Annotated in this window: 19 protein-coding genes; 5 read left to right on the top strand and 14 right to left on the bottom strand. The window is 64.5% G+C overall.

Features of this window, described 5'->3' with window-relative positions; all coding sequences use genetic code 11:
- Positions 1 to 2: 2 nt before the first annotated feature.
- The 10 genes from dhaM to NKI01_RS21895 all read right to left on the bottom strand — a co-directional run bounded on the left by dhaM (position 3) and on the right by NKI01_RS21895 (position 9353).
- Positions 3 to 392: a dihydroxyacetone kinase phosphoryl donor subunit DhaM gene (gene dhaM / locus NKI01_RS21940; protein WP_172220312.1), complete on the bottom strand. Its 390-nt coding sequence runs from the start codon at positions 390 to 392 to the stop codon at positions 3 to 5.
- Positions 389 to 991 carry a dihydroxyacetone kinase subunit DhaL gene (gene dhaL / locus NKI01_RS21935; protein WP_352548915.1) on the bottom strand — a complete coding sequence of 201 codons (603 nt, stop codon included), beginning with the start codon at positions 989 to 991 and terminating at the stop codon, positions 389 to 391. The genes dhaM and dhaL overlap by 4 nt, the downstream gene beginning before the upstream one ends.
- Before the next feature lie 81 nt (positions 992 to 1072).
- Complete coding sequence (locus NKI01_RS21930) at positions 1073 to 2716, bottom strand: dihydroxyacetone kinase subunit DhaK (protein ID WP_352548913.1); 1644 nt, start codon at positions 2714 to 2716, stop codon at positions 1073 to 1075.
- Between the two features lie 67 nt (positions 2717 to 2783).
- On the bottom strand, positions 2784 to 3797 hold the full coding sequence (locus tag NKI01_RS21925; RefSeq protein ID WP_023717962.1) for an ABC transporter ATP-binding protein: 1014 nt from the start codon (positions 3795 to 3797) through the stop codon (positions 2784 to 2786).
- On the bottom strand, positions 3790 to 4902 hold the full coding sequence (locus NKI01_RS21920) for an ABC transporter ATP-binding protein (protein ID WP_352548911.1): 1113 nt from the start codon (positions 4900 to 4902) through the stop codon (positions 3790 to 3792). Before NKI01_RS21920 ends, NKI01_RS21925 begins: the two co-directional genes overlap by 8 nt.
- Positions 4903 to 4905: 3 nt before the next feature.
- Positions 4906 to 5106, bottom strand: a complete 201-nt coding sequence (locus tag NKI01_RS21915) for a hypothetical protein (RefSeq protein WP_023717960.1) — start codon at positions 5104 to 5106, stop codon at positions 4906 to 4908.
- Positions 5103 to 6053 carry a carbohydrate ABC transporter permease gene (locus tag NKI01_RS21910; protein WP_023717959.1) on the bottom strand — a complete coding sequence of 317 codons (951 nt, stop codon included), beginning with the start codon at positions 6051 to 6053 and terminating at the stop codon, positions 5103 to 5105. The genes NKI01_RS21915 and NKI01_RS21910 overlap by 4 nt, the downstream gene beginning before the upstream one ends.
- Positions 6050 to 6997, bottom strand: coding sequence for a carbohydrate ABC transporter permease (locus tag NKI01_RS21905; RefSeq protein WP_031211681.1), 948 nt, complete (start codon positions 6995 to 6997; stop codon positions 6050 to 6052). The genes NKI01_RS21910 and NKI01_RS21905 overlap by 4 nt, the downstream gene beginning before the upstream one ends.
- A gap of 122 nt (positions 6998 to 7119) precedes the next feature.
- On the bottom strand, positions 7120 to 8451 hold the full coding sequence (locus NKI01_RS21900; RefSeq protein ID WP_023717957.1) for an ABC transporter substrate-binding protein: 1332 nt from the start codon (positions 8449 to 8451) through the stop codon (positions 7120 to 7122).
- Positions 8452 to 8663: 212 nt separating this feature from the next.
- Positions 8664 to 9353 (bottom strand): PIG-L deacetylase family protein, encoded by a 690-nt coding sequence (locus NKI01_RS21895; protein WP_352483983.1) that lies wholly within the window; start codon positions 9351 to 9353, stop codon positions 8664 to 8666.
- 26 nt (positions 9354 to 9379) lie between these two features.
- On the opposite strand from NKI01_RS21895, the gene NKI01_RS21890 reads away from it, so the two are divergent.
- The 5 genes from NKI01_RS21890 to nhaA all read left to right on the top strand — a co-directional run bounded on the left by NKI01_RS21890 (position 9380) and on the right by nhaA (position 16257).
- Entirely contained in the window at positions 9380 to 10270 is an 891-nt protein-coding gene (locus tag NKI01_RS21890; protein WP_352964588.1) for a DMT family transporter, read from the top strand.
- 75 nt (positions 10271 to 10345) lie between these two features.
- On the top strand, positions 10346 to 12928 hold the full coding sequence (gene hrpB / locus NKI01_RS21885) for an ATP-dependent helicase HrpB (RefSeq protein WP_352964585.1): 2583 nt from the start codon (positions 10346 to 10348) through the stop codon (positions 12926 to 12928).
- A gap of 91 nt (positions 12929 to 13019) precedes the next feature.
- On the top strand, positions 13020 to 14345 hold the full coding sequence (locus tag NKI01_RS21880) for an ActS/PrrB/RegB family redox-sensitive histidine kinase (RefSeq protein WP_352847852.1): 1326 nt from the start codon (positions 13020 to 13022) through the stop codon (positions 14343 to 14345).
- A gap of 63 nt (positions 14346 to 14408) precedes the next feature.
- A complete protein-coding gene (locus NKI01_RS21875) occupies positions 14409 to 14972 on the top strand; it encodes an ActR/PrrA/RegA family redox response regulator transcription factor (RefSeq protein WP_352964582.1) in 564 nt (187 codons plus the stop codon).
- A gap of 91 nt (positions 14973 to 15063) precedes the next feature.
- Positions 15064 to 16257, top strand: a complete 1194-nt coding sequence (gene nhaA, locus NKI01_RS21870; RefSeq protein WP_352964580.1) for a Na+/H+ antiporter NhaA — start codon at positions 15064 to 15066, stop codon at positions 16255 to 16257.
- A gap of 49 nt (positions 16258 to 16306) precedes the next feature.
- Here nhaA and NKI01_RS21865 read toward each other — a convergent pair whose 3' ends face one another.
- From NKI01_RS21865 to NKI01_RS21850, 4 genes are read right to left on the bottom strand one after another with little or no spacing between them, the layout of a single operon-like run.
- Positions 16307 to 17734, bottom strand: a complete 1428-nt coding sequence (locus tag NKI01_RS21865; protein ID WP_352483988.1) for a gamma-aminobutyraldehyde dehydrogenase — start codon at positions 17732 to 17734, stop codon at positions 16307 to 16309.
- 25 nt (positions 17735 to 17759) lie between these two features.
- Positions 17760 to 18575, bottom strand: coding sequence for an ABC transporter permease (locus NKI01_RS21860; protein ID WP_352483989.1), 816 nt, complete (start codon positions 18573 to 18575; stop codon positions 17760 to 17762).
- On the bottom strand, positions 18565 to 19515 hold the full coding sequence (locus tag NKI01_RS21855) for an ABC transporter permease (protein ID WP_352484000.1): 951 nt from the start codon (positions 19513 to 19515) through the stop codon (positions 18565 to 18567). The genes NKI01_RS21860 and NKI01_RS21855 overlap by 11 nt, the downstream gene beginning before the upstream one ends.
- Positions 19516 to 19529: 14 nt before the next feature.
- Positions 19530 to 20528 (bottom strand): ABC transporter ATP-binding protein, encoded by a 999-nt coding sequence (locus tag NKI01_RS21850; RefSeq protein ID WP_352964577.1) that lies wholly within the window; start codon positions 20526 to 20528, stop codon positions 19530 to 19532.
- Between the last annotated feature and the right edge of the window lie 89 nt (positions 20529 to 20617).

The raw sequence follows: 20617 nt of genomic DNA, 5'->3' as shown, positions 1-20617 counted from the left end.
ACTCACGACGGCGACAGTTCGTGCGCCGTCGCCACCACTTCCTTGAGCGAGGCGCCGCCGGAAGCCTCGGTCGCCGCCATCACCGCGCCTTCGACGATCGGCGCATTGCAGACGATGATCTTCTGGGCGCGTGGTTCGCCGATCATCTCTACCGCCATCTCGCTATTGGTCTCGGCACCGCCGAGATCGACGAGGATCGCGACACCCGCCTCCGACCACGCCTTGTCGATGGCGCCCATGATCGCCTCGACATTGGTTCCCAGCCCGCCATGGCCGTTTCCGCCGCACCATGCAAGCGGCACTTCGTCGCCGACCATCTGCCGCACCATGTCTGCGGTGCCTTCGGCGACCAGCGGCGAATGCGATACGATGACGATGCCGACATTGCTCATGCGCGCGCCTCGATTGCTTCGGCGACGGCCCGCACCAGAAGCGCGGTCGAGCGTGCGCCGGCATCCATATGACCGATCGAACGGTCGCCAAGGAAGGAGGCGCGCCCACGCAACGCCTTCATCGGCACGGTCGCGTCGGCTGCATTGTCGGCGATGTCGACGATTTCCCCTGCTGTCTTTCCCTGCACCAGCGCTTCATGCACCGGCTGCAGTACGTCGAGCATGGTCTTTTGCCCGGCCTGCGACTTGCCTCTGGCGGCTACCGCTTCGATTGCCTTGCCGAAGGCCGCTGCCAGATCGGCGCGACCCGGCGCGGCGGAAATCTCCTTGCCGAGCGCCATGAACAGCGTGCCGAACAGGGGACCGGAGGCTCCGCCGACCGTCATCACCAGCTTGGTGCCGATCGCCTTCAGCGCCTCGGGCAATGGCTTTGCCGCGAACGCGCCGGCCTCGGCCCGCACGGCCTCGAAGCCGCGTTTCATGTTGAGCCCATGGTCGCCGTCGCCGATCGCCTGGTCGAGCCCGGTCAGCTCTTCGGCATGGGCGGCGATGGTGTTTGCCGCCGCCTCGATTAGCCTGGAAAGATCCGCTACCGCCATATCACCCATGCTCCTGGCCTCCGCGCTGCCGGCAGTACGAGAAAATTGCATATCCGGCAATTGAAGCATTCTTTTCCCCAGTCAAGCGGGTTCGAGCAACGCAGCGAGGGCAGTGAAGACCTCGGCGATGGCAAAGGCGCCGGGGTCGACCACGCCGTCGAGCTGGCTGCCAATATAGGCGGACCGCCCGGCCTTGGCCTTGCGCATGGCCGCGGTGGCCTCGGCGCCGCGTCGCGCCGCGACCGCCGCGTCCTCCAGACTGCCGCTATCCAACGCCCTCAAGGCGGGTTCCAGGGCATCGATCATCGTGCGATCGCCGACCCTCGCTCCGCCATGGAAGGACATCCGATCCAGGCCGACGAGAAGCGCCTTGGGAAGCGTTTCGCCAGATTTCGACGCCTGCGCGGCGGCGGTTAAGAAGATCGACAGCAGCACGCCACTGGAGCCGCCCATGCTGGTACTCAGTATGTCGCCGACGGTGGCGAGCGTTGCGGCAGCGTCGGCGAGCGGCAGTGTCTCAAGGCGGCTAAGCACGCTCCGCGCACCGGCCGCCACAGTCGATCCGGTGTCGCCGTCTCCCGCCTTGGCATCCAGTCCGTTCAACGCGCCTTCAAGCGAGATCAGCCGTTCGCAGACCGCGACAACCAACTGCTCGGTGCGTGCATCCTGGCTGGCTTTTGACGCGTTGTTCGGGCCGGTGGCTTTGGCCACCGGCACGACGCTCACTGGGCGAACGGCTCTTGCCGGCAGCCAGGCGTGAGGGCCGACCGGCGCCCGCAAGGCTACTTCGCGAGGCGCATCGAGCCGGATCAGCGACAGGGAAAAGCCGTTCATGTTGAGCGCCGTCATAAGCTGCCCGGGCCCGATCGTCAGCGTCACCTTTCGTGCCAGCGGTGAAGCCAACACCGCATTGGTGACAAGCAACATTTCCAGCGGCGGCACCGAACCGAGATTGTTGATCAGCAAGGCGTAGTCACTGGCGGGATCGAGCCGCGCGGCAAGGCGCTCCGACATGATCGCAACCAGCCTTTCGGCACTTTGCACCGCAATCCGCTCAACGCCCGGTTCGCCATGAATGCCGAGGCCGAGTTCGGCGTCGTCGGCGCCAAATCTTTCGTCATGGCTCTGGCCGGGGATCGAGCAGGACGACAGCGATATGCCGAGTGAAACGATGTCCACCGCCGCGGCCCGCGCCGTAGCGGCAACCGTCGCCAGATCGTTGCCGGCTTCCGACAGGTGGCCGGCGATCTTGTGCACGAACAAGGTGCCGGCAACGCCACGCGGCTGGGCAATATCCGGCAGGGCAATGTCGTCGGCGACGATCACCATCTCGACGCGGAAGCCTTCGGCGCGCGCCTTCTCGGCTGCCAAGCCGAAGTTGAGGCGATCACCGGTGTAGTTCTTGACGATCAGCAGGCACCCGGCGGGACCGGTTACCGCGCGGATGGCGGCCAATACTGCTTCCACGCTCGGCGAAGCAAAGATCTCGCCTGATACTGCCGCCGTCAGCATGCCCACGCCGACGAAGCCGGCATGCGCGGGTTCGTGCCCGGCCCCGCCGCCGGAGATGATGCTGACCTTGCTCTTATCCCAGTCCGCACGGAGGACGACCTTGATTTCGGGATAGCCGTCGAGGCGAGCGAGATCGCCGGCGCCGGTCGTGCCGAGAAAGCCGTCCAGTGCCTCAGTTACGATCGTATCCCTGCGATTGAAAAAATGCTTCATCGAATTGGTCCAGTCCGGTGCCCGAAATTGCCGGTTGAAAGGTGCCAGGAAAACACTCGCGCAGCGCTCACATCAGCCGTCGCCCATCGGCGCCGAAATACAGCGGCGAGCGATAGCGGATCATGATCTTGTCGCCCTGCGCCAGGTCGGTGTCGGGGTCAGTCAGCGTCACCAGCTTCTTGGTCCCCACCGTCACGTGCAGATGGTTCTGGTCGCCGAGATGCTCGACCCAATCGACGACGCCGTCGGCATGGCCGTTCGCCGCCTTCTCGATCGAAAGATGTTCGGTGCGCGCTCCGATCGTCTTGGTTCCCGCCGGCGCGCCGCCATCCGGCAGCAGTCCGACCGGCAACAAATTGATGGCCGGTTGGCCTAGCCTTGCCGCGACGTGAAGGTTTGCCGGCTCAGAATAGATCGTGCGCGGCGAACCGATCTGCACCAGCACGCCGTCGGCGAGGATGCCGATGCGGTCGGCCATGGTCATCGCTTCGATCTGGTCGTGTGTGACGTAGAGCATTGTAGCGCCGAGTTCGGCCTGGATGCGCTTCAGCTCGAGCCTGAGATCGGCGCGCAGCTTGGCGTCGAGCGACGACAGCGGCTCGTCCATCAGGTAGATCGACGGTTTGCGCACCAGAGCGCGGCCGATGGCGACGCGCTGCATCTCGCCGCCCGACAGTTTGGTCGAGCGATTATTCAGCTTGTGGTGGATGCGCACCATCTTGGCCACATCCTCGACGCGGCGGCGGATCTGATCCTCCGGCATTTTGCGCGCCGGCGAGCGTAGCGGAAAGGCGAGGTTGTCGTAGACCGACAGATGCGGATAGAGCGAATATTGCTGGAACACGAAAGCGGTGTCGCGCTCGGCCGGCGACAGCGTCGTCGTGTCGTGGCCGGCAATATGGATCGAGCCCGCTTCGGGCCGCTCCAGCCCAGCGATCAGCCTGAGCGTCGTCGTCTTGCCGGCGCCAGTCGGCCCGAGCAGCACGACGAATTCCCCGTCGGCGATATGCAGGTCGAGATTGTCGACGGCGACATGCTCGCCAAAAACCTTGGTCACGCCTTTGATGTGAACGTCAGCCATGATGCGCTCTCCCCTGGGAGGCCGACTCATGGATTTCGGTGCGCACCGCACGGCCGGATCCTTTTGCGAACAGCGACAGCCGCGCGCTGCTCAGCGCCAGGCCGACATGATCGCCCGGATTGAGCCGGATTTCGGCCGGCACCCTGGCCTTGATGATGCCGTCTGCCGTCTCCACCGCCACGATCTGCGTGGTACCGAGATACTCGGTGCCGTAAATGGCGCCGCGCAGCTTCGAAGCGTCATCGAAACGGATGTGCTCCGGCCGGATGCCAAGCGCCATCTCAGCCGGCGCAATATCCTCCCGCACCTCCGGCACGGCCACCTTCGCGCCTTGCACAACAATTTCCCTGGCGCCCTTTGAAAGGCCGCCGCCGAAGCCGAGGAAATTCATCGGCGGCGAGCCGATGAAGTCGGCGACGAACATCGTTGCCGGCCGGTCGTAGATTTCGCGCGGCGTGCCGAACTGCTCGATGACGCCATGGTTCATCACCGCGATCTTGTCGGCCATCGACATCGCTTCCATCTGGTCATGCGTGACATAGACGGTGGTGGCGTGGATGCGGTTGTGCAGGTCGCGCAGCTCATGGACCATCAGGTCGCGGAATTCGGTGTCGAGCGTGCCGAGCGGCTCGTCCATCAGGAAACACTTTGGCCGCCGCACGATGGCGCGGCCGAGCGCTACGCGCTGGCGGTCGCCGCCGGCAAGCCCGGAGACGGATTTGTTGAGCAGATGGTCGATCCGCAAAAGCTTCGCCGTCTCTTCCACCCTGGCCCGGATTTCAGCACCTGGCATGCCTTGCGCCAGCAACGGAAAGCCGATGTTCTTTCTCACATTCATGTGCGGATAGAGCGCGAACAGCTGGAAGACGAAGGCGATGTCGCGCTCGCGGGCACGCCGCATGGTGACGTCCTCGCCGTCAAGCAGGATCTTGCCGCCGGTCGGCAGTTCGAGCCCGGCGATCATACGAAGCGTCGTCGTCTTGCCGCAGCCCGACGGCCCCAGCATGACGAAGAACTCGCCGTCTTCGACGACGAAGTTGGAATCCTGCACGGCGACGAAATCGCCGAATGCCTTCCTCAGATGTTCGACCCTGATCTCGGCCATCGTCTACTCCGGAAATTTCGAGACGATGATGAACATTGCCGTGCCGGCCAGCATGGTGATGAAGGAATAGGTGTAGAGCGCCAGCGCGAAGGGCTGGAACAGCATCAGGAAGCCGATCGCGATGATCGCCGTGGCGACGTTTTCCATCAGCCCGCGCCTGGCCCAAACGGGCCAGCGCGATTTGCGTTTTGCGGTCAGGTTCATTTGCGCACCGCGCCGAAGGTGATGCCGCGCAGCAATTGCTTGCGAAGCAGGATGGTGAAGACCAGGATCGGCACCAGGAAGATCGTTGTGCCGGCCGCGACCGCCGGCCAGTCCTGGCCGCCTTCGCCGATGATGGTCGGGATGAAGGGCGGCGCGGTCTGCGCCGTGCCCGAGGTCAGTAGCGCAGCGAAGGCATATTCGTTCCAGGCAAAGATCAGACAGAAGATGGCGGTTGCGGCAATACCGGTGGTCGCCTGCGGCAGTACCGTGCGCCAGAACGCCTGCAGCCTGGTGTAACCGTCGATCATCGCCGCTTCTTCATATTCGCGCGGGATCTCGTCGATGAAGCCTTTTAGCAGCCACACTGCCAACGACACGTTAACCGCCGTATAGAGCAGGATCATGCCGAGAGCCGTGTCCGACAGGCCAAGCTCGCGATACATCAGGTAGATTGGGATGGCGACAGCGATCGGCGGCATCATCCGCGTCGACAGGATGAAGAACAAAAGGTCGTCGGCGAGCGGCACCTTGAAGCGCGAAAAACCGTAGGCCGACAGCGTGCCGAGGAACACTGCGCAAAAGGTTGAGCCGAAGGCGATGATCAGCGAATTGACGAAGCGCGGCATGAAGTTCGAGGGGCCGGCGATCACCATGTTGCGCTTGCGCACCGTCTCGTCGCAAAGGCCCGTCGCCGGCCCCAGCGAGTTGATGTATTCCGGCGTCTGCCTTGTCCGCGTCGTGAACAGGTTGCAGTAGCCCTCAACGCTGGGCTGGAACAGGATCTTCGGCGGATAGGCGATCGAATCCGGCGGCGTCTTGAAGCTGGTGGCGAAGATCCACAGCAGCGGCACGATCGAGATCAACGCGTAGGCGACGATGATCGTGCCGGCGACGCGCTTTGACGTGGCCGAGGGCGCGACGACCGAATGGGCTGACGTCAGGCTCATCTCTGCTTCACCTTGTTGAGCGCCTTGACGTAGATGTTCGCCAGGCCGAACACCGCGACGAACAGGATGATGGCGAAGGCCGAGGAATAGCCCGTCCGCCAGCTTTCGAAGGCCTGCCGCTTCAGCGTGATCGAGGCCACTTCGGTGGTCGATCCCGGCCCGCCACCGGTCAGCAAATTGACCATGTCGAACATCTTGAAGTTCTCGATTCCGCGAAACAGCACCGCCAGCATGATGAAGGGCAGCGCCATCGGCAGCGTGATCGACCAGAACTGCCGCCAGTTGGAGGCGCGGTCGACCTCGGCCGCTTCGTAGATGTATTCGGGGATCGAGCGCAGGCCGGCGAGGCAGATCAGCATCACGTAGGGAGTCCACATCCAGGTATCGACGATGATGATCGACCATGGCGCCAGCGACACGTTGGACAGCATGCTGATCTCGGTTGCCGGAATGCCGGTGACGAACGAAACGGCGTAGGCGAACAGCCCGATCTGCGGCTCGTAGAGGAAGCGCCAGAAATTACCGACCACCGCCGGCGACAGCATCATCGGCACCAGGATGATGGTCGTCCAGAAGGCGTGGCCACGAAACTTGCGGTCGATCAGCCAAGCCAGCGTAAAGCCGATCAGCGTCTGCAGCAGGATGGTCCAGAACACGAAATGCGCCGTCGTCTGCATGGCGATCCAGATGTCCTGGTCAGCGAGGATGCGCTTGTAGTTGGCCAGCCCAAGGTTCTTCACCACCTCGTTGGGGCGATTGGCGCGAAAGTTGGTGAAGGACAGGTAGATCGCCCAGAACAGCGGGAAGATATTGATGGCGAGAAGCAACAGGATCGTCGGCGAGATGAACAGCCAGGCGAGGCCCTTGTCGCTGATGCCCCGGACCTTGCGGGCCAACGGCTCAGGCGTAGCCCGGGCAACGCTGTCCGCCGTCCGATTGAGCATGGTCAGTCCTGCTTCGGTCACTTGGATCGTCTCGACAATGGAATTTATCTGAACTGTGTCCCGTGCCAAGGGCGGCACGGGACGGTTCGGTCATGGGCTCGGGAGGAGCCGGTTACATCCGATTACATCTTGCCATCGTCCTGGAAAACCTCGGTCCAGTCCTTGACGAGGCCGTCGAGCGCGTCCTTGGCCGAGCCTTGCCCGGCAACGACATAGTCGTGGAAGCGCTTCTGCGATGCCTGCAGCAGCGGTGCGTAGCTCGGCTCGGCCCAGAAATCCTTCACGATGGCCATAGAGTCGAGGAAGGTCTGCGCATAAGGCTGGCTGGCCGGGAAGCCCGGGTCCTTGACGACCGCGTTGAGGCAGGAATAGCCGCCGAGCGACCACCATTTGGACTGCACGTCCTTGTTGGCGAACCATTTGATGTATTTGAGCGCGGCTTCCTGCTTGTCGGAATAGGAGACCACCGAGATGCCCTGGCCGCCGAGCTGGGCGAACTGGTCGCCGTCGGGACCCTTGGGATTGACGAAATAGCCGATCTTGTCGCCGCCGACATTTTCGTCCTTCTGCAGGCCTGGCCAGGTGAAGGCGAAGTTCATGTGCATCGCCACCTGGCCGGATTTGAAGGCGTCGACGCCTTCGCCCATGTAGCTGTTCGAGGCGCCGGGAGGGGTGCAGCAATCATAGAGCGCCTTGTAGAACTCCAAGCCCTTCACCGATTTATCGGAGTTGACGAAACCTTCCATCTCGTAGGGCTTTTTCGGATTTTCATACTGGAAGCCGAAGCTGTAGAGGACGTCCATGGCACCCATGGTGATACCTTCCGAGCCGCGCTCGGTGTAGATCGACGCGCCATAGACGGTCTTGCCGTCGATCTCGCGCTTTTGGAAGAATTCGGCGATCTGCCTCAGCTGGTCGAAGGTTGTCGGCGGGCCGAGATCCCAACCGTATTTCTCCTTGAATTCCTTCTGCAGTTCCGGCTTGGAGAACCAGTCCTTGCGATAGGTCCAGCCGACGACGTCGCCCATAGCCGGCAGCGCCCAGTAATTCGGCGAGTTCTTCGGCCATTCCGAGTAGCCGACGACAGTCGCCGGCACGAAATCGTCCATGCTGATCTTCTCCTTGTCGAAGAAGTCGTTCAGCTTGACGTAATGGCCGTTCTCGGCGGCGCCGCCGATCCACTGGCTGTCGCCGATGATCATGTCGCACAGCTTGCCGTGCGAATTCAGCTCGTTGAGAAAGCGGTCGGCATAGTTGGTCCACGGCACGAATTCGAATTTCATGCCGATTCCGGTTTCCTTGGTGAAGTCCTTGGACAATTCCACGAGCGCGTTAGCCGGGTCCCAGGCTGCCCAGCAAAGCGTCAGATCTTCTGCCTGCGCGACGTTCGAAACGGCTGTCGACGCGAGGAGTGTCGATGCCAGTCCCAACGCCAGTTTCAAGGTCGATTTCATGCCTTCCTCCCATTTGCGAAACGCGTCCGGATGACGGTTTCAAGAGCCCGCTAAACCCCTCCTCCGGGGCCTAAACACAACGGCGCGGCAACACGTCGGATGTTTAGTAATTTGTTTAGTGATGCAATTTTTACTAAACAAGGCAAGCGAATTCGTTGCTGCACCGCAGCATGCTGGATAGGAAAGCAACGTGAGAAGTTGCGGCGACCTGCCTAGGTCACCGTCTTGTTGCTGACCGCCACCGGACGGATCACTGGGGCCGGCGGCAGCAGCGCGCGGATATCGGCGAAGGGGAAGACCGGCTCGAAGCGGAAGGCCTCGGCGAACGATCCGGCTGGGCCGTTGCACTGGCCGGCGCGAAAGGCGTTCTGCGTGCGCGCCGCGTCGACGAAACGCTCGGGATCCTGCGATTGGTGCGCCCGGATCGCCTCCGCCTTGAGATCGAAATGCCTGGAGATATCGACGTAGTGCGTTGGCGAAAACCCGGTGCCGCCGAGCGTGTCGGCATGCAGCACCGGCACCGAGAATGACGCTGCGATGCGCACGCTATCCGATAGCGCGCGGTGGTCGCCATGATAGTCGTTCGGCGCATGGGTGATCGCCAGATCCGGCCCTATCTCGCCGATCAGTGCTTTCAGCGCCGCGATCAGGGCGGCGTCCGCCACCAGCGCGCCATCGGGAAAATCGATGAAGCGCGGCGTCACGCCAAGCAGACCGGCCGCCGCCGTCGCCTCTTTGCGGCGCGTGCGGGCAAGCGCGGCCGGATCGCCGTAGCCGCCCCTGGCGCCATCCGTGGCTACGGCAAAAAAGAGTTCTGCGCCTTGCGCGGCATAGGCGGCCATCGTACCGAACATGAAGATCTCGATGTCGTCCGGATGCGCGCCAAGCGCCAATATCTTCACTCTCATCCCTCCCGGAAATGGAAAACGTGCCCAACGGAATTCTGCTCGCTCTCATCGCCTATGCAAGCTATTCGTGCAGCGACGCGGTTGTCAAAAGCCTGGGCGGGCAGTTCAACGTCTTCGAGATCGGCTTCTTCTCGACATTGTTTGCCGGCTGCTTTCTGCTCTTTGCCAGGCCGCCAGGCGAGCGTTGGCGCGATTTCTGGCGCACGACACGGCCTTGGGCGGTACAGGCCCGCGCCTGGGCCGGCATCGCCTCCGGCGTGCTCAGCGTCTACGCCTTCACCACCATCCCGCTGGCGGAAGTCTATGCGCTGATCTTCCTGGCGCCGCTGTTCGTCACCATCCTGGCCACGCTCGTCCTCAAAGAGAAGGTCGGCCCATGGCGGTGGCTGGCGGTCGTCGCTGGCTTTGCCGGGGTGATGCTGGTCGTCAGGCCTGGGTTTCGCGAGTTGCATCTTGGTCATCTGGCGGCGTTCATCATCGCCTTCCTGGCCGCCACCAATGTCATCCTGATGCGTTCGCTCGCCGCGCAGGAAAAGCGCACGACGATGCTCGGCGTGCTGATCGGCTACGGCCTGCTCTTCAACGGCGTCGGTGCGGCGGCTACCTCGTTCTCGCTGCCGGATGGCAGGCAATGGGCGTGGCTGGTGCTGGCCGGCGCCTTTACCGCCGGCGGTCAGTTGCTGCATCTGCTGGCGGTCAAATACGCGCCGGCCAACCGCATCGCGCCAACGCATTATTCGCAGTTCGTCTGGGCGGTGGTTCTAGGCGCGCTGTTCTTCAGGGAATATCCGGATTTTCTGTCGCTGGTCGGGCTTGCCGTGGTCGGCGGTTCCGGTCTGCTGACGATGGTGCGCGAGGAGGTGCGGCTCGGCACGGTGCGCTGGAACCCGTTTGCGCGGACCCGACTTTGAGCTGGTACCAAGCTTGCGCGGCGACCGCCACCGCTGATATGCGATCGCTGCCAACTGGCTGCACATCATAGGACAATGACGACAAAACCTTTGCCGGACCTGCCGGTCTCCGCGGTCTTGCCGGCGCTCAATGAAGCGCTGAGCCATGGTAACAGCGCCGTGCTGGTGGCTCCGCCCGGCGCCGGCAAGACGACGCTGGTTCCGCTGACGCTGCTCGATGCGCAATGGCTCGGCGCCGGAAAGATCATCCTGCTCGAGCCGCGCCGCCTCGCCGCCCGCGCTGCCGCCCGCCGCATGGCCGAACTGCTTGGCGAAGAGCCCGGTGAAACCGTCGGCTATGCCATGCGCATGGAAAACCGGACTTCCGCGAAGACCAGGATCGTCGTCGTCACCGAAGGCGTGTTGTCCCGCATGATCCTCGACGATCCCGAGCTGCCTGGTGTCTCGGCGGTGTTGTTCGACGAGTTCCACGAACGTTCGCTCGACGGTGATTTCGGGCTGGCGCTGGCGCTCGACGTGCAGGGTGCGCTGAGGCCCGACCTCAGATTGCTGGTCATGTCAGCGACGCTCGATGGCGCGCGTGTCGCAAAATTGCTTTCCGGCGCGCCGGTGATCGAGAGCGCAGGCCGCGCCTTTCCGGTCGACATCCGCTATGACGAGCGGCCGGCCGGCGTCACCATCGAGGATGCCATGGCCAGGGTGATCCGCTCGGCGCTTGCCGGGGAGGAGGGCAGCCTGGTTGTCTTCCTGCCCGGCCAGCGCGAGATCGAGCGCACCGCCGAGCGGCTGGCGGGCAAGGTCGGCGCCGACACCGACATCGTGCCGCTCTACGGCATGCTCGACAACAGGACGCAGGACGCAGCGATCAAGCCGGCGCCGCCCGGGCGTCGCAAGGTCGTGCTGGCGACGTCGATCGCCGAAACCTCCATCACCATCGACGGCGTGCGCGTCGTCATCGATTCCGGCCTGTCGCGGCTGCCGCGCTATGAGCCGGCCAGCGGCCTGACGCGGCTGGAGACGGTGCGTGCTTCCCGCGCTTCCGCCGACCAGCGCGCCGGCCGGGCCGGGCGCACACAGCCGGGCGTCGCTATCCGGCTGTGGCGGGCCGAGCAGACAGCGGCACTGCCGGCCTTCACGCCACCGGAAATCCTCGAAGCCGATCTCTCCGGCCTGTTGCTCGATTGCGCGGCGTTCGGCGTTGCCGATCCGACGAGCCTGTCCTTCCTCGACCCCCCGCCGGCTCCGGCGCTCAACGAGGCAAGGGCGCTGCTGCGCGCGCTCGATGCCGTCGATGCGGCAGGGCGCTTGACGGAGGCCGGTGCCGCGATGCGCAAGCTGGCTCTGCCGGTCCGGCTCGCCCACATGGTCGCCGAGGCGGCAAGGACCGGCCAGGCGCTCGAGGCGGCGATGCTGGCCATGCTGCTCACCGAGCGCGGCCTTGGCGGCGATGGTGCCGATCTCGAACGGCGGCTGATGCGCTTTCATGCCGAAAGATCGCCGCGTGCCACCGCTGCCCGGCAGCTGGCCGAGAGGTTGGCAAAGCAGGCTTCACCCTCCCCCTCGACGGGAGGGTCGGCGAGCGAGCCGAGCGCAGCGAGACGAGGGAGACGCGGCGGGGTCGCCGATGGCGTGCCCGAACCGACCCCACCCCGGTCCGCTACGCGGATCGACCCTCCCCTCAAGGGGGAGGGCAGCACCGCCGGCGCTCTCCTCATCCATGCCTGGCCGGACCGGGTCGCTAAAGCGCGCGGCGAGCGTGGCCGCTTCGTGCTTGCCAACGGCTCCGGCGCCATGCTCGACGCCTCCGACCCGCTGGCCGGCGAGACCTGGCTCGTCGTCGCCGATCTGCAGGGTAAGGCGCAGAACGCCCGCATCACCGCGGCGGCGGCGCTCGACGAGGCCGACATCCGCACCGCGCTGGCGGAAAAGATCGAGACTCGCCGCGAGGTGAGCTTCGACCGCGATAGGCGCGCGGTGCGGGTGCGCGAAACGGTTCGGCTCGGCGCCATCACGTTGTCCGAACGCATGCTGCCGGCGCCGACCGGTGCCGACGCAGACAGCGCCATTCTCGACGCCTTGCGCGAACACGGCCTGTCGCTGCTGCCGTGGAGCAGGGAAGCGGAGACGTTGCGGCAGCGGCTCGGCTGGCTGCATCGCGGCCTCGGTGCGCCATGGCCCGATGTCTCCGATGCGGCGCTCGTCGAGCGCCTCGACGACTGGCTGCTGCCGTTCCTTTCCGGTGCCGCATCCTTTGCCGCGATCGATCCCAGCGTGCTTTCGCAAGGCCTGATGACGCTGGTACCGCACGAATTGCAGCGCAAGATCGACACATTGGCGCCGACCCATTTCGACGCGCCGTCGGGCAGTCGGCTGCCGATCCGCTATGACGGCGAATGGCCGGTACTGGCAATCCGCGTGCAGGAGCTGTTCGGCCTCGACCGGCATCCCGCGATCGCCAACGGCACTGTGCCGCTGACGCTCGAATTGCTGTCACCGGCGCGCCAGCCGATCCAGACGACGCGCGACCTGCCCGGGTTCTGGCGCGGCTCCTGGGCCGATGTGCGGACAGACATGCGCGGCCGCTATCCCAGGCATGTCTGGCCGGAGAACCCGCTTCTCGCCGCCGCCACGAGCCGCGCCAAACCGCGCGGTACCTAATGATTCCCGGACTGTTATCCCGAACGGAAGGCCAGCTTCGGCGCTTTTTCGGAAAAGACCTCCGGCTGTTTCCCCTCTATAATCATTGGCCATGATAAACATCCTGCACGCACCCGACTTCCAGCAAAGCCAGCGGCTGCGCCTCAACACGCTGATCAGGTTGCGCTGGCTTGCCATCGTCGGCCAGAGCCTGACCGTGCTTGTCGTCGCTTACGGGCTGAAATTTCCGCTGCCGGTCAGCATGTGTTTTGCGCTGATCGCTTGTTCGGCCTGGATGAACCTTTTGCTGACCTTCCGCTATCCGGCGGCGCATCGGCTTACGCCGCTCTCGGCCTTTGCCATCCTAACCTTCGACAGCCTGCAGCTTGCCGGCCTGCTCTACATGACCGGCGGCCTCACCAATCCGTTTTCGCTGCTGATGACCGTGCCCGTCGTCGTCTCGGCGACGTCGCTGCCGCTACGGCTGACCGCCATGCTCGGCGCGCTGGTGATCGTGGCGGCGACGCTGCTGGTCTTTTACCACCTGCCGCTGCCCTGGCATGAGGGCGCGCCATTGGCGATGCCGTTCATCTATGTCGCCGGCATGTGGATGGCGGTGTTCTGCTCCATCGCCTTTACCGCGATCTATGCCTTCCGGGTGGCCGAGGAGGCGCGGCTGCTTGCCAACGCGCTTGCCGCCACCGAACTGGTGCTGCAGCGAGAGCAGCATCTCTCGGCCCTCGACGGCCTCGCCGCCGCCGCCGCGCACGAGCTCGGCACGCCGCTCGCCACGATCGCGCTTGTCGCCAAGGAGATGGAGAAGGCGCTTGGCCAAGATCCGAAATATGGCGAGGACGTGAAGCTGCTGCGTTCGCAGAGCGAGCGCTGCCGCGAAATCCTGAAGCGCCTGACCAGCCTTTCCTCCGAGAGCGAGGTGCACCTCTCGCGCCTGCCGCTGACCTCGCTGGTCGAGGAGGTGACGGCGCCGCACCGCGATTTCGGCATTTCGATCAAGCTTCGGCCGGGCGAGCGCATCGGCCCGGAACCGGTGGGCCGGCGCAATCCCGGCGTCATCTACGGCCTCGGCAATCTGGTCGAGAACGCCGTCGACTTCGCCCGCAAGAATGTCACCGTGCGCTGGAGCTGGAACGAGGCCGTTGTCAGCTTCACGATCATCGACGACGGGCCGGGCTTTCCGCCCGAGATCATCGACCGCATCGGCGAACCCTATATGTCAACGCGACAAGGCACCGAAGCCGGCGGCGGCCTCGGCCTCGGCCTATTCATCGCCAAGACCTTGCTCGAACGCTCCGGCGCGACGCTCGATTTCCGCAATTCGAGCGAGCCCGGCGAGGGCGCTATCGTGCAGATATCGTGGCCGCGCAGCGTCTTCCTCAATCCCGAGCAGGCTTCGGCCACCATGTTCGACACGGCCTAAATTGGACAATAGCGTTGCGAAACTATATTTGCGTAAAAATCAGGCAGCAGGATTTTCAGCACGATGAGTACTGACGAAACGATTGGCGCAATGGTCGAAGGCGAGGACACCTCGCTGCTGATCGTCGACGACGACAAGCCGTTCCTGACGCGGCTTGCCCGCGCCATGGAAACCAGGGGTTTTGTCGTCGAGACGGCAGAGAGCGTCGAGGAAGCGGTTGCCAAGGCGCGCGCCAATCCGCCGGCCTATGCGGTGGTCGACATGCGGCTGGCCGACGGCAACGGCCTCGACGTCGTCGCCGCGATCCGCGAGAAGCGCGACGATGCCCGCGCCATCATCCTCACTGGCTACGGCAACATCGCCACCGCGGTGACGGCGGTGAAGCTCGGCGCCGTCGACTATCTGTCGAAGCCGGCCGACGCCGACGACATCTTTGCAGCCCTGACCCGCACGGCGGGCGAACGCGCAGCACCGCCCGAAAATCCGATGTCGGCCGACCGGGTACGCTGGGAGCACATCCAGCGCGTCTATGAAATGTGCGACCGCAACGTCTCGGAAACCGCGCGCCGGCTGAACATGCATCGCCGCACGCTGCAGCGTATCCTCGCCAAGCGCGCGCCGCGCTAAAAGGCTCTGACTGCAGGCTTGCCCGGCCAGCGCTGTTTGCGCATCATCGCTTGGCGGTGTCGGACCTTGCCGCTGATACGACGGAGGCGACATGCAGGACGAAAAGCGGCTGGTCTCCATGCTGCGCGAATTCCTCGACAGCGAGGCGGCCGGCGGCCTCATCCTGATGGCTGCGGCGGCCCTGGCCCTGATCGTCGCCAATTCGCCGCTGGGCGAGGCTTATTTCTCCGCCCTCCACGCCTATCTCGGACCGCTCAGCGTCTCGCACTGGATCAATGACGGCCTGATGGCGGTGTTCTTCCTGCTGGTCGGCCTCGAGATCAAGCGCGAGATGCTCGACGGCCAGCTCTCGACCTGGCCGCGCCGCGTGCTGCCCGGCATCGCCGCCGCCGGCGGCATGGCGGTGCCGGCACTGGTCTACGTCGCCATCAACCGCAACAATGAAGCCGCTCTGTCCGGCTGGGCGATCCCGACCGCCACCGATATCGCCTTTGCGCTCGGCGTGCTGTCGCTGCTTGGCGGCCGCGTGCCGGGCTCGCTGAAGATATTCCTCACCGCGCTCGCCATCATCGACGATCTCGGCGCCGTGCTCATCATCGCGGTGTTTTATACCAGCGGGCTGTCCCTCGCCTATCTCGGCGCCGCCTTCGCCGTCATCGCGCTGCTGGTGGTGCTCAACCGCATGCGGGTGCTGACGTTGCTGCCGTACGTCTTGCTCGGCATCGTTCTGTGGGTTTTGGTGCTCAAATCGGGCGTCCATGCGACGCTTGCCGGCGTCGCGCTGGCCCTCACCATTCCATTGAAGATATCGCCGGGCAGCGGCCACGATCTCGACCATTCGCCGCTGCACCGGCTCGAACACGGCCTGCACAAAGTCGTCGCCTTTTTCGTCATCCCGATTTTCGGCTTTGCCAACGCCGGCGTCTCACTCGGCGGTCTCAGCGCTGCCGCCCTGGCCGAGCCGCTGACGCTCGGCGTCGCCGCCGGCCTCGTCGCCGGCAAGCTGGTCGGCGTGTTCGGGTCTTCTGCGCTTGCCATCCGGGTCGGCTTCGCCGATCTGCCGGTCAATGCCGGCTGGCTGCACATGATCGGCATTTCGCTGCTCTGCGGCATCGGCTTCACCATGAGCCTGTTCATCGGCCTGCTCGCCTTCGCCAGCGACGTCGCTCTGCAGGACGCGGTCAAGGTCGGCATCCTCGCCGGCTCCTTCATCGCCGCGCTCCTCGGCGCCACCGTGCTGCTGGTGGCGCCGGCGGCGGACGGGACGGACGAGGCGGAAGAATAGTCGCGCCGCCACTTCCGGCCTTCAGGCCACCTTCTCCCGCATCTGGACCCTACCCGTGCGCAATCATGACGTGGCGGACGGCTGTGTAATCCTCCAGCGCATAGAGCGACATGTCCTTGCCGTAGCCGGATTGTTTCAACCCGCCATGCGGCATCTCGTTTGTCAGCATGAAGTGGGTGTTAATCCAGGTGCAGCCATATTGCAGGCGGGCGGCCGTCGCCATGGCGCGCGAAACGTCCTTGGTCCACACCGATGACGCCAGGCCATAGTCAGAGTCATTGGCCCAGTTCACCGCCTCGTCGACTTCGGAAAAACGGGTGACCGAAACCACCGGGCCGAACACTTCGCGGCGCACGATCTCGTCTTCCTGCAGCGCGCCGGCGACGACGGTCGGCTGGTAGAAGAAGCCGGAGCCCTCGCCCGGCTTGCCGCCCGTGGTGATCTCGATGTGCTTGAGCTCAGACGCGCGCTCGACGAAGCTCGAGACGCGATCACGCTGGCGACGCGAAATCAGCGGGCCGATCTCGTTCTCGGTATCGTCGGGGCGATCATACTTGATGGTCGAGACCGCAGCGGAGAGGTCGGCGACAAGCTTGTCGTAGATCTTCTTGCCGGCATAGATGCGGCAGGCGGCGGTGCAGTCCTGGCCGGCATTGTAATAGCCGAAGGCGCGCAGACCGTTGACCACTGCACCGAGATCGGCGTCGTCGAAGACGATGACGGGCGCCTTGCCACCGAGCTCGAGATGTGTGCGCTTGACCGATTTGGCGGCGGCCTGCAGCACCTTCTTGCCAGTGGCGACGTCGCCGGTGATCGAGATCATGTTGACCTTCGGGTGGTTGATCAGCGTGTTGCCGACACTGTCGCCGCGGCCGAGCACGACGTTGACGACGCCTTCCGGCAGGATCTCGGCAAGGATTTTCGCAAGCTTCAGCGCGGTCAGCGGCGTCTGTTCCGACGGCTTGAAGACGACGGTGTTGCCGCCGGCAATCGCCGGCGCCAGCTTCCAGGCCATCATCATCAGCGGATAGTTCCACGGCGCAATCGACGCGACAACGCCGATGGCGTCGCGGCGGACCATCGAGGTGTGGCCGGGAATGTATTCGCCGGCGACCTGGCCGGGCATCGAGCGGACCGCACCGGCAAAGAAGCGATAGCAGTCGACGATCGCCGGGATCTCGTCATTAAGCACGGCATTGATCGGCTTGCCGCAGTTCAGCGCCTCGAGCGCCGCGAAATCCTGTGCCGCGGCCTCGATGCGATCGGCGATCTTCAGGAGATAGCCGGCGCGCTGCGCCGGCGTTGTGCGGGACCAGGTGACGAAGGCTTTTTCGGCGGCAAGCACCGCCGCCTCGATCTGCGCCGGGCTGGCCTCGGGCAGATTGAGGATGCTCGCCCCGGTCTTCGGGTTGAGGATCGGTTCCTCGGTCTCGGTGCCTTTTTCGAATTTCGAGCCGATCAGCATCTGCGTGTCCATGGAAGTCTCTCCCTTATGAACGAGATCATTTGCCCGAACCGGCGATCTGGTCGCCGTCGCGGGTCAGGTAATAGGCAGCGAGGATGGGAAGCAGCGTCACCAGCACCACCACCATGGCCACGACATTGGTGACCGGACGCTGGCGCGGACGGATCAACTCTTCGAGCATCCAGATCGGCACCGTCTGCTGCTGGCCGGCGGTGAAGGTGGTGACGATGACCTCGTCGAAGGACAGCGCAAAGGCAAGCATGCCGCCGGCCAGCAGCGCGGTTGCGATGTTGGGCAGCACGACATGCCGAAAGGTCTGGAAACCGTCGGCGCCGAGATCCATCGACGCCTCGATCATCGAGCCGGACGTGCGGCGGAAACGGGCGACCGCATTGTTGTAGACGACGACCACGCAGAAGGTGGCGTGGCCGAGGACGATCGTCCAGAACGAGAACGGGATTTCGGCCAGCGCGAAGGCCGAGCGCAGCGCAATGCCGGTGATGATGCCGGGCAACGCGATCGGCAGGATGACCAGCAGCGATATGGTTTCGCGGCCAAAGAATTTTGTGCGGGACACGGCGGCGGCGCAGAGCGTGCCGAGGACCAGCGCGATGGCGGTCGAGATCGCCGCGACCCGTACAGACAGCGACAGCGCCTGCCAGACGTCGGGGCGGTTCCAGGTGACGGCGAACCATTGCGTGGTCAGGCCCGGCGGCGGCCAGACGAAGCTCTTCTCCTCGGTGGTGAAGGCATAGACGAAGATCAGCAGAATCGGCAGGTGCAGGAAAAGCAGGCCCCCGGTGGCAGCGAGCTTCAGGCCGATCGGCGCGGATTGGCCGCGGTCAGAGCGCATCGAAGGCCCCCATGCGCTTGGCGCCCCAGAGATAGAAGCCCATGATGACGATCGGCACCACAGTGAAGGCGGCGGCGAGCGGGATGTTGCCGGCGGTGCCCTGCTGCGAATAGACGGCCTGGCCGATGAACAGCCGCGAGGTGCCGATGATCTGCGGAATGATGTAGTCGCCGAGCGTCAGCGAGAAGGTGAAGATCGAACCGGCGACGATACCCGGCAATGCCAGCGGGAACAGCACGTTGCGGAAGGTCTGGCCGGGTGACGCGCCGAGATCGGAAGAAGCCTCGACCAGATTGCCCGGCACGCGCTCGAGGGCCGCCTGCACCGGCAGGATCATGAACGGCAGCCAGACATAGACAAAGACGATGAAGGTGCCGGTGGACGATACCGACAGCGAGTTGCCGCCGACGATCGGCAGCGACAGCCAGGCATCAAGCAGCCACAGAAGATGCAATTTGGTCAGCAGCCACGTCAGGATGCCTTCCTTGGCGAGGATCAGCTTCCAGGCATAGATCTTGACCAGGTAGCTCGACCACAGCGGCAGCATGACGCCGAGATAAAACAACGCCTTCCAACGGCCGCGCGCATAGCGCGCCGCGTAATAGGCGATGGGAAAGGCAATGACCGCCGACGCAAACGTCACCAGCGCCGCCATCGTTACCGTGCGCAGGATGATGTCGAGATTGGCGGCCTGCAGCAGGTCGCCATAAGTCTTCAGCGTGAACTCGCGGTTGATGAGGCCGGAGAACTCGTCGATCGAGAAGAAGCTCTGCAAAAGCAGCGCGAACAGCGAGCCGATATAGACGATGCCGAGCCAAAGAACCGGCGGCAGCAGCATGAGCAGAAGCAGGAGTTGGGGCCGGCGCCAGAAGAGGTCGGAGAGCGCGCCGCGCAGGCCGCCGCTTCCCGGCAGGATGGCGGGGGTCGTGGCCCGCGGCATGGCGGCGTCCAGGCTCATCCCAGCTCGTCCATCAGATGCAAATGCTCGCGGTTGAAGGTGAGCACCACCGCCTCGCCTTCCCGGGGCAAGGCAGCACCCGCCGGCACGATGGCATGCAGCCGCAAGCCTTCGGCATCGAGCGCCAGTCTTATCGTCGCGCCGAGATAGTTGGTCGACACCAGGCGAGCCGCAACGCCGTCGCCCTTGGCCGCCCGGCCGATGCGAATGGATTCAGGGCGCAGGCTGCCCCAGCGATGCTGGCCGGCATAGCGCTGGACGAAATCCGGCGGCAGTACGTTGGACGAGCCGACGAAATCGGCGACGAAGCGGGTCTTGGGGCGCTGGTAGATGTCTTCCGGCGTGCCGATCTGCATGATCTTGCCGTCGTTGAAGACGGCGACGCGATCGGCCATCGACAGCGCCTCGCCCTGGTCATGGGTGACGAACACGAAGGTGATGCCGAGCGCCTTCTGCAGCGATTTCAACTCCTCCTGCATGTTCTCGCGAAGCTTGAGGTCGAGCGCGCCGAGCGGCTCGTCGAGCAACAGCACCTTGGGCTGGTTGACCAGCGCACGGGCGAGCGCGACGCGCTGGCGCTGGCCGCCGGAAAGCTGGCCAGGGCGACGCGCGCCGTAGCCGGGAAGCCGCACCAGCGCCAGCGCTTCTTCCGCCGCCTTTTGCCGCTCCGGTCTGCCGACGCCCTTGACCATCAGCCCATAGGCGACGTTGTCGAGCACGTTGAGATGCGGGAACAGCGCATAATCCTGGAACACGGTGTTGACGTTGCGGCGATAGGGCGGCACGCCCTCGGCGCGTTCGCCGAAGATCGAGATCGAGCCCCCCGTCGGCTGCTCGAACCCGGCGATGAGGCGCAGGCACGTCGTCTTGCCCGAGCCGGAAGGCCCGAGCATGGCGAAGAACTCGCCCGGCACGATGTCGAGATCGACCGCGTCGACGGCACGCACGCTGCCGAAATGGCGGGAGACTTTTTGGAAAGAAACGGCGGGGGTCATGGGTTGTCCTGATCTGTCAGGCTCATCAAATTCAGGGTAGCGCTGCCCCTCATCCGCCTGCCGGTACCTTCTCCCGTAGTGGACGGGGA

This window comes from Mesorhizobium sp. M0815 (genome assembly GCF_040319995.1).
Taxonomy (GTDB): Bacteria; Pseudomonadota; Alphaproteobacteria; order Rhizobiales; family Rhizobiaceae; genus Mesorhizobium.
This window is presented reverse-complemented; position numbering and strand designations above follow the sequence as displayed.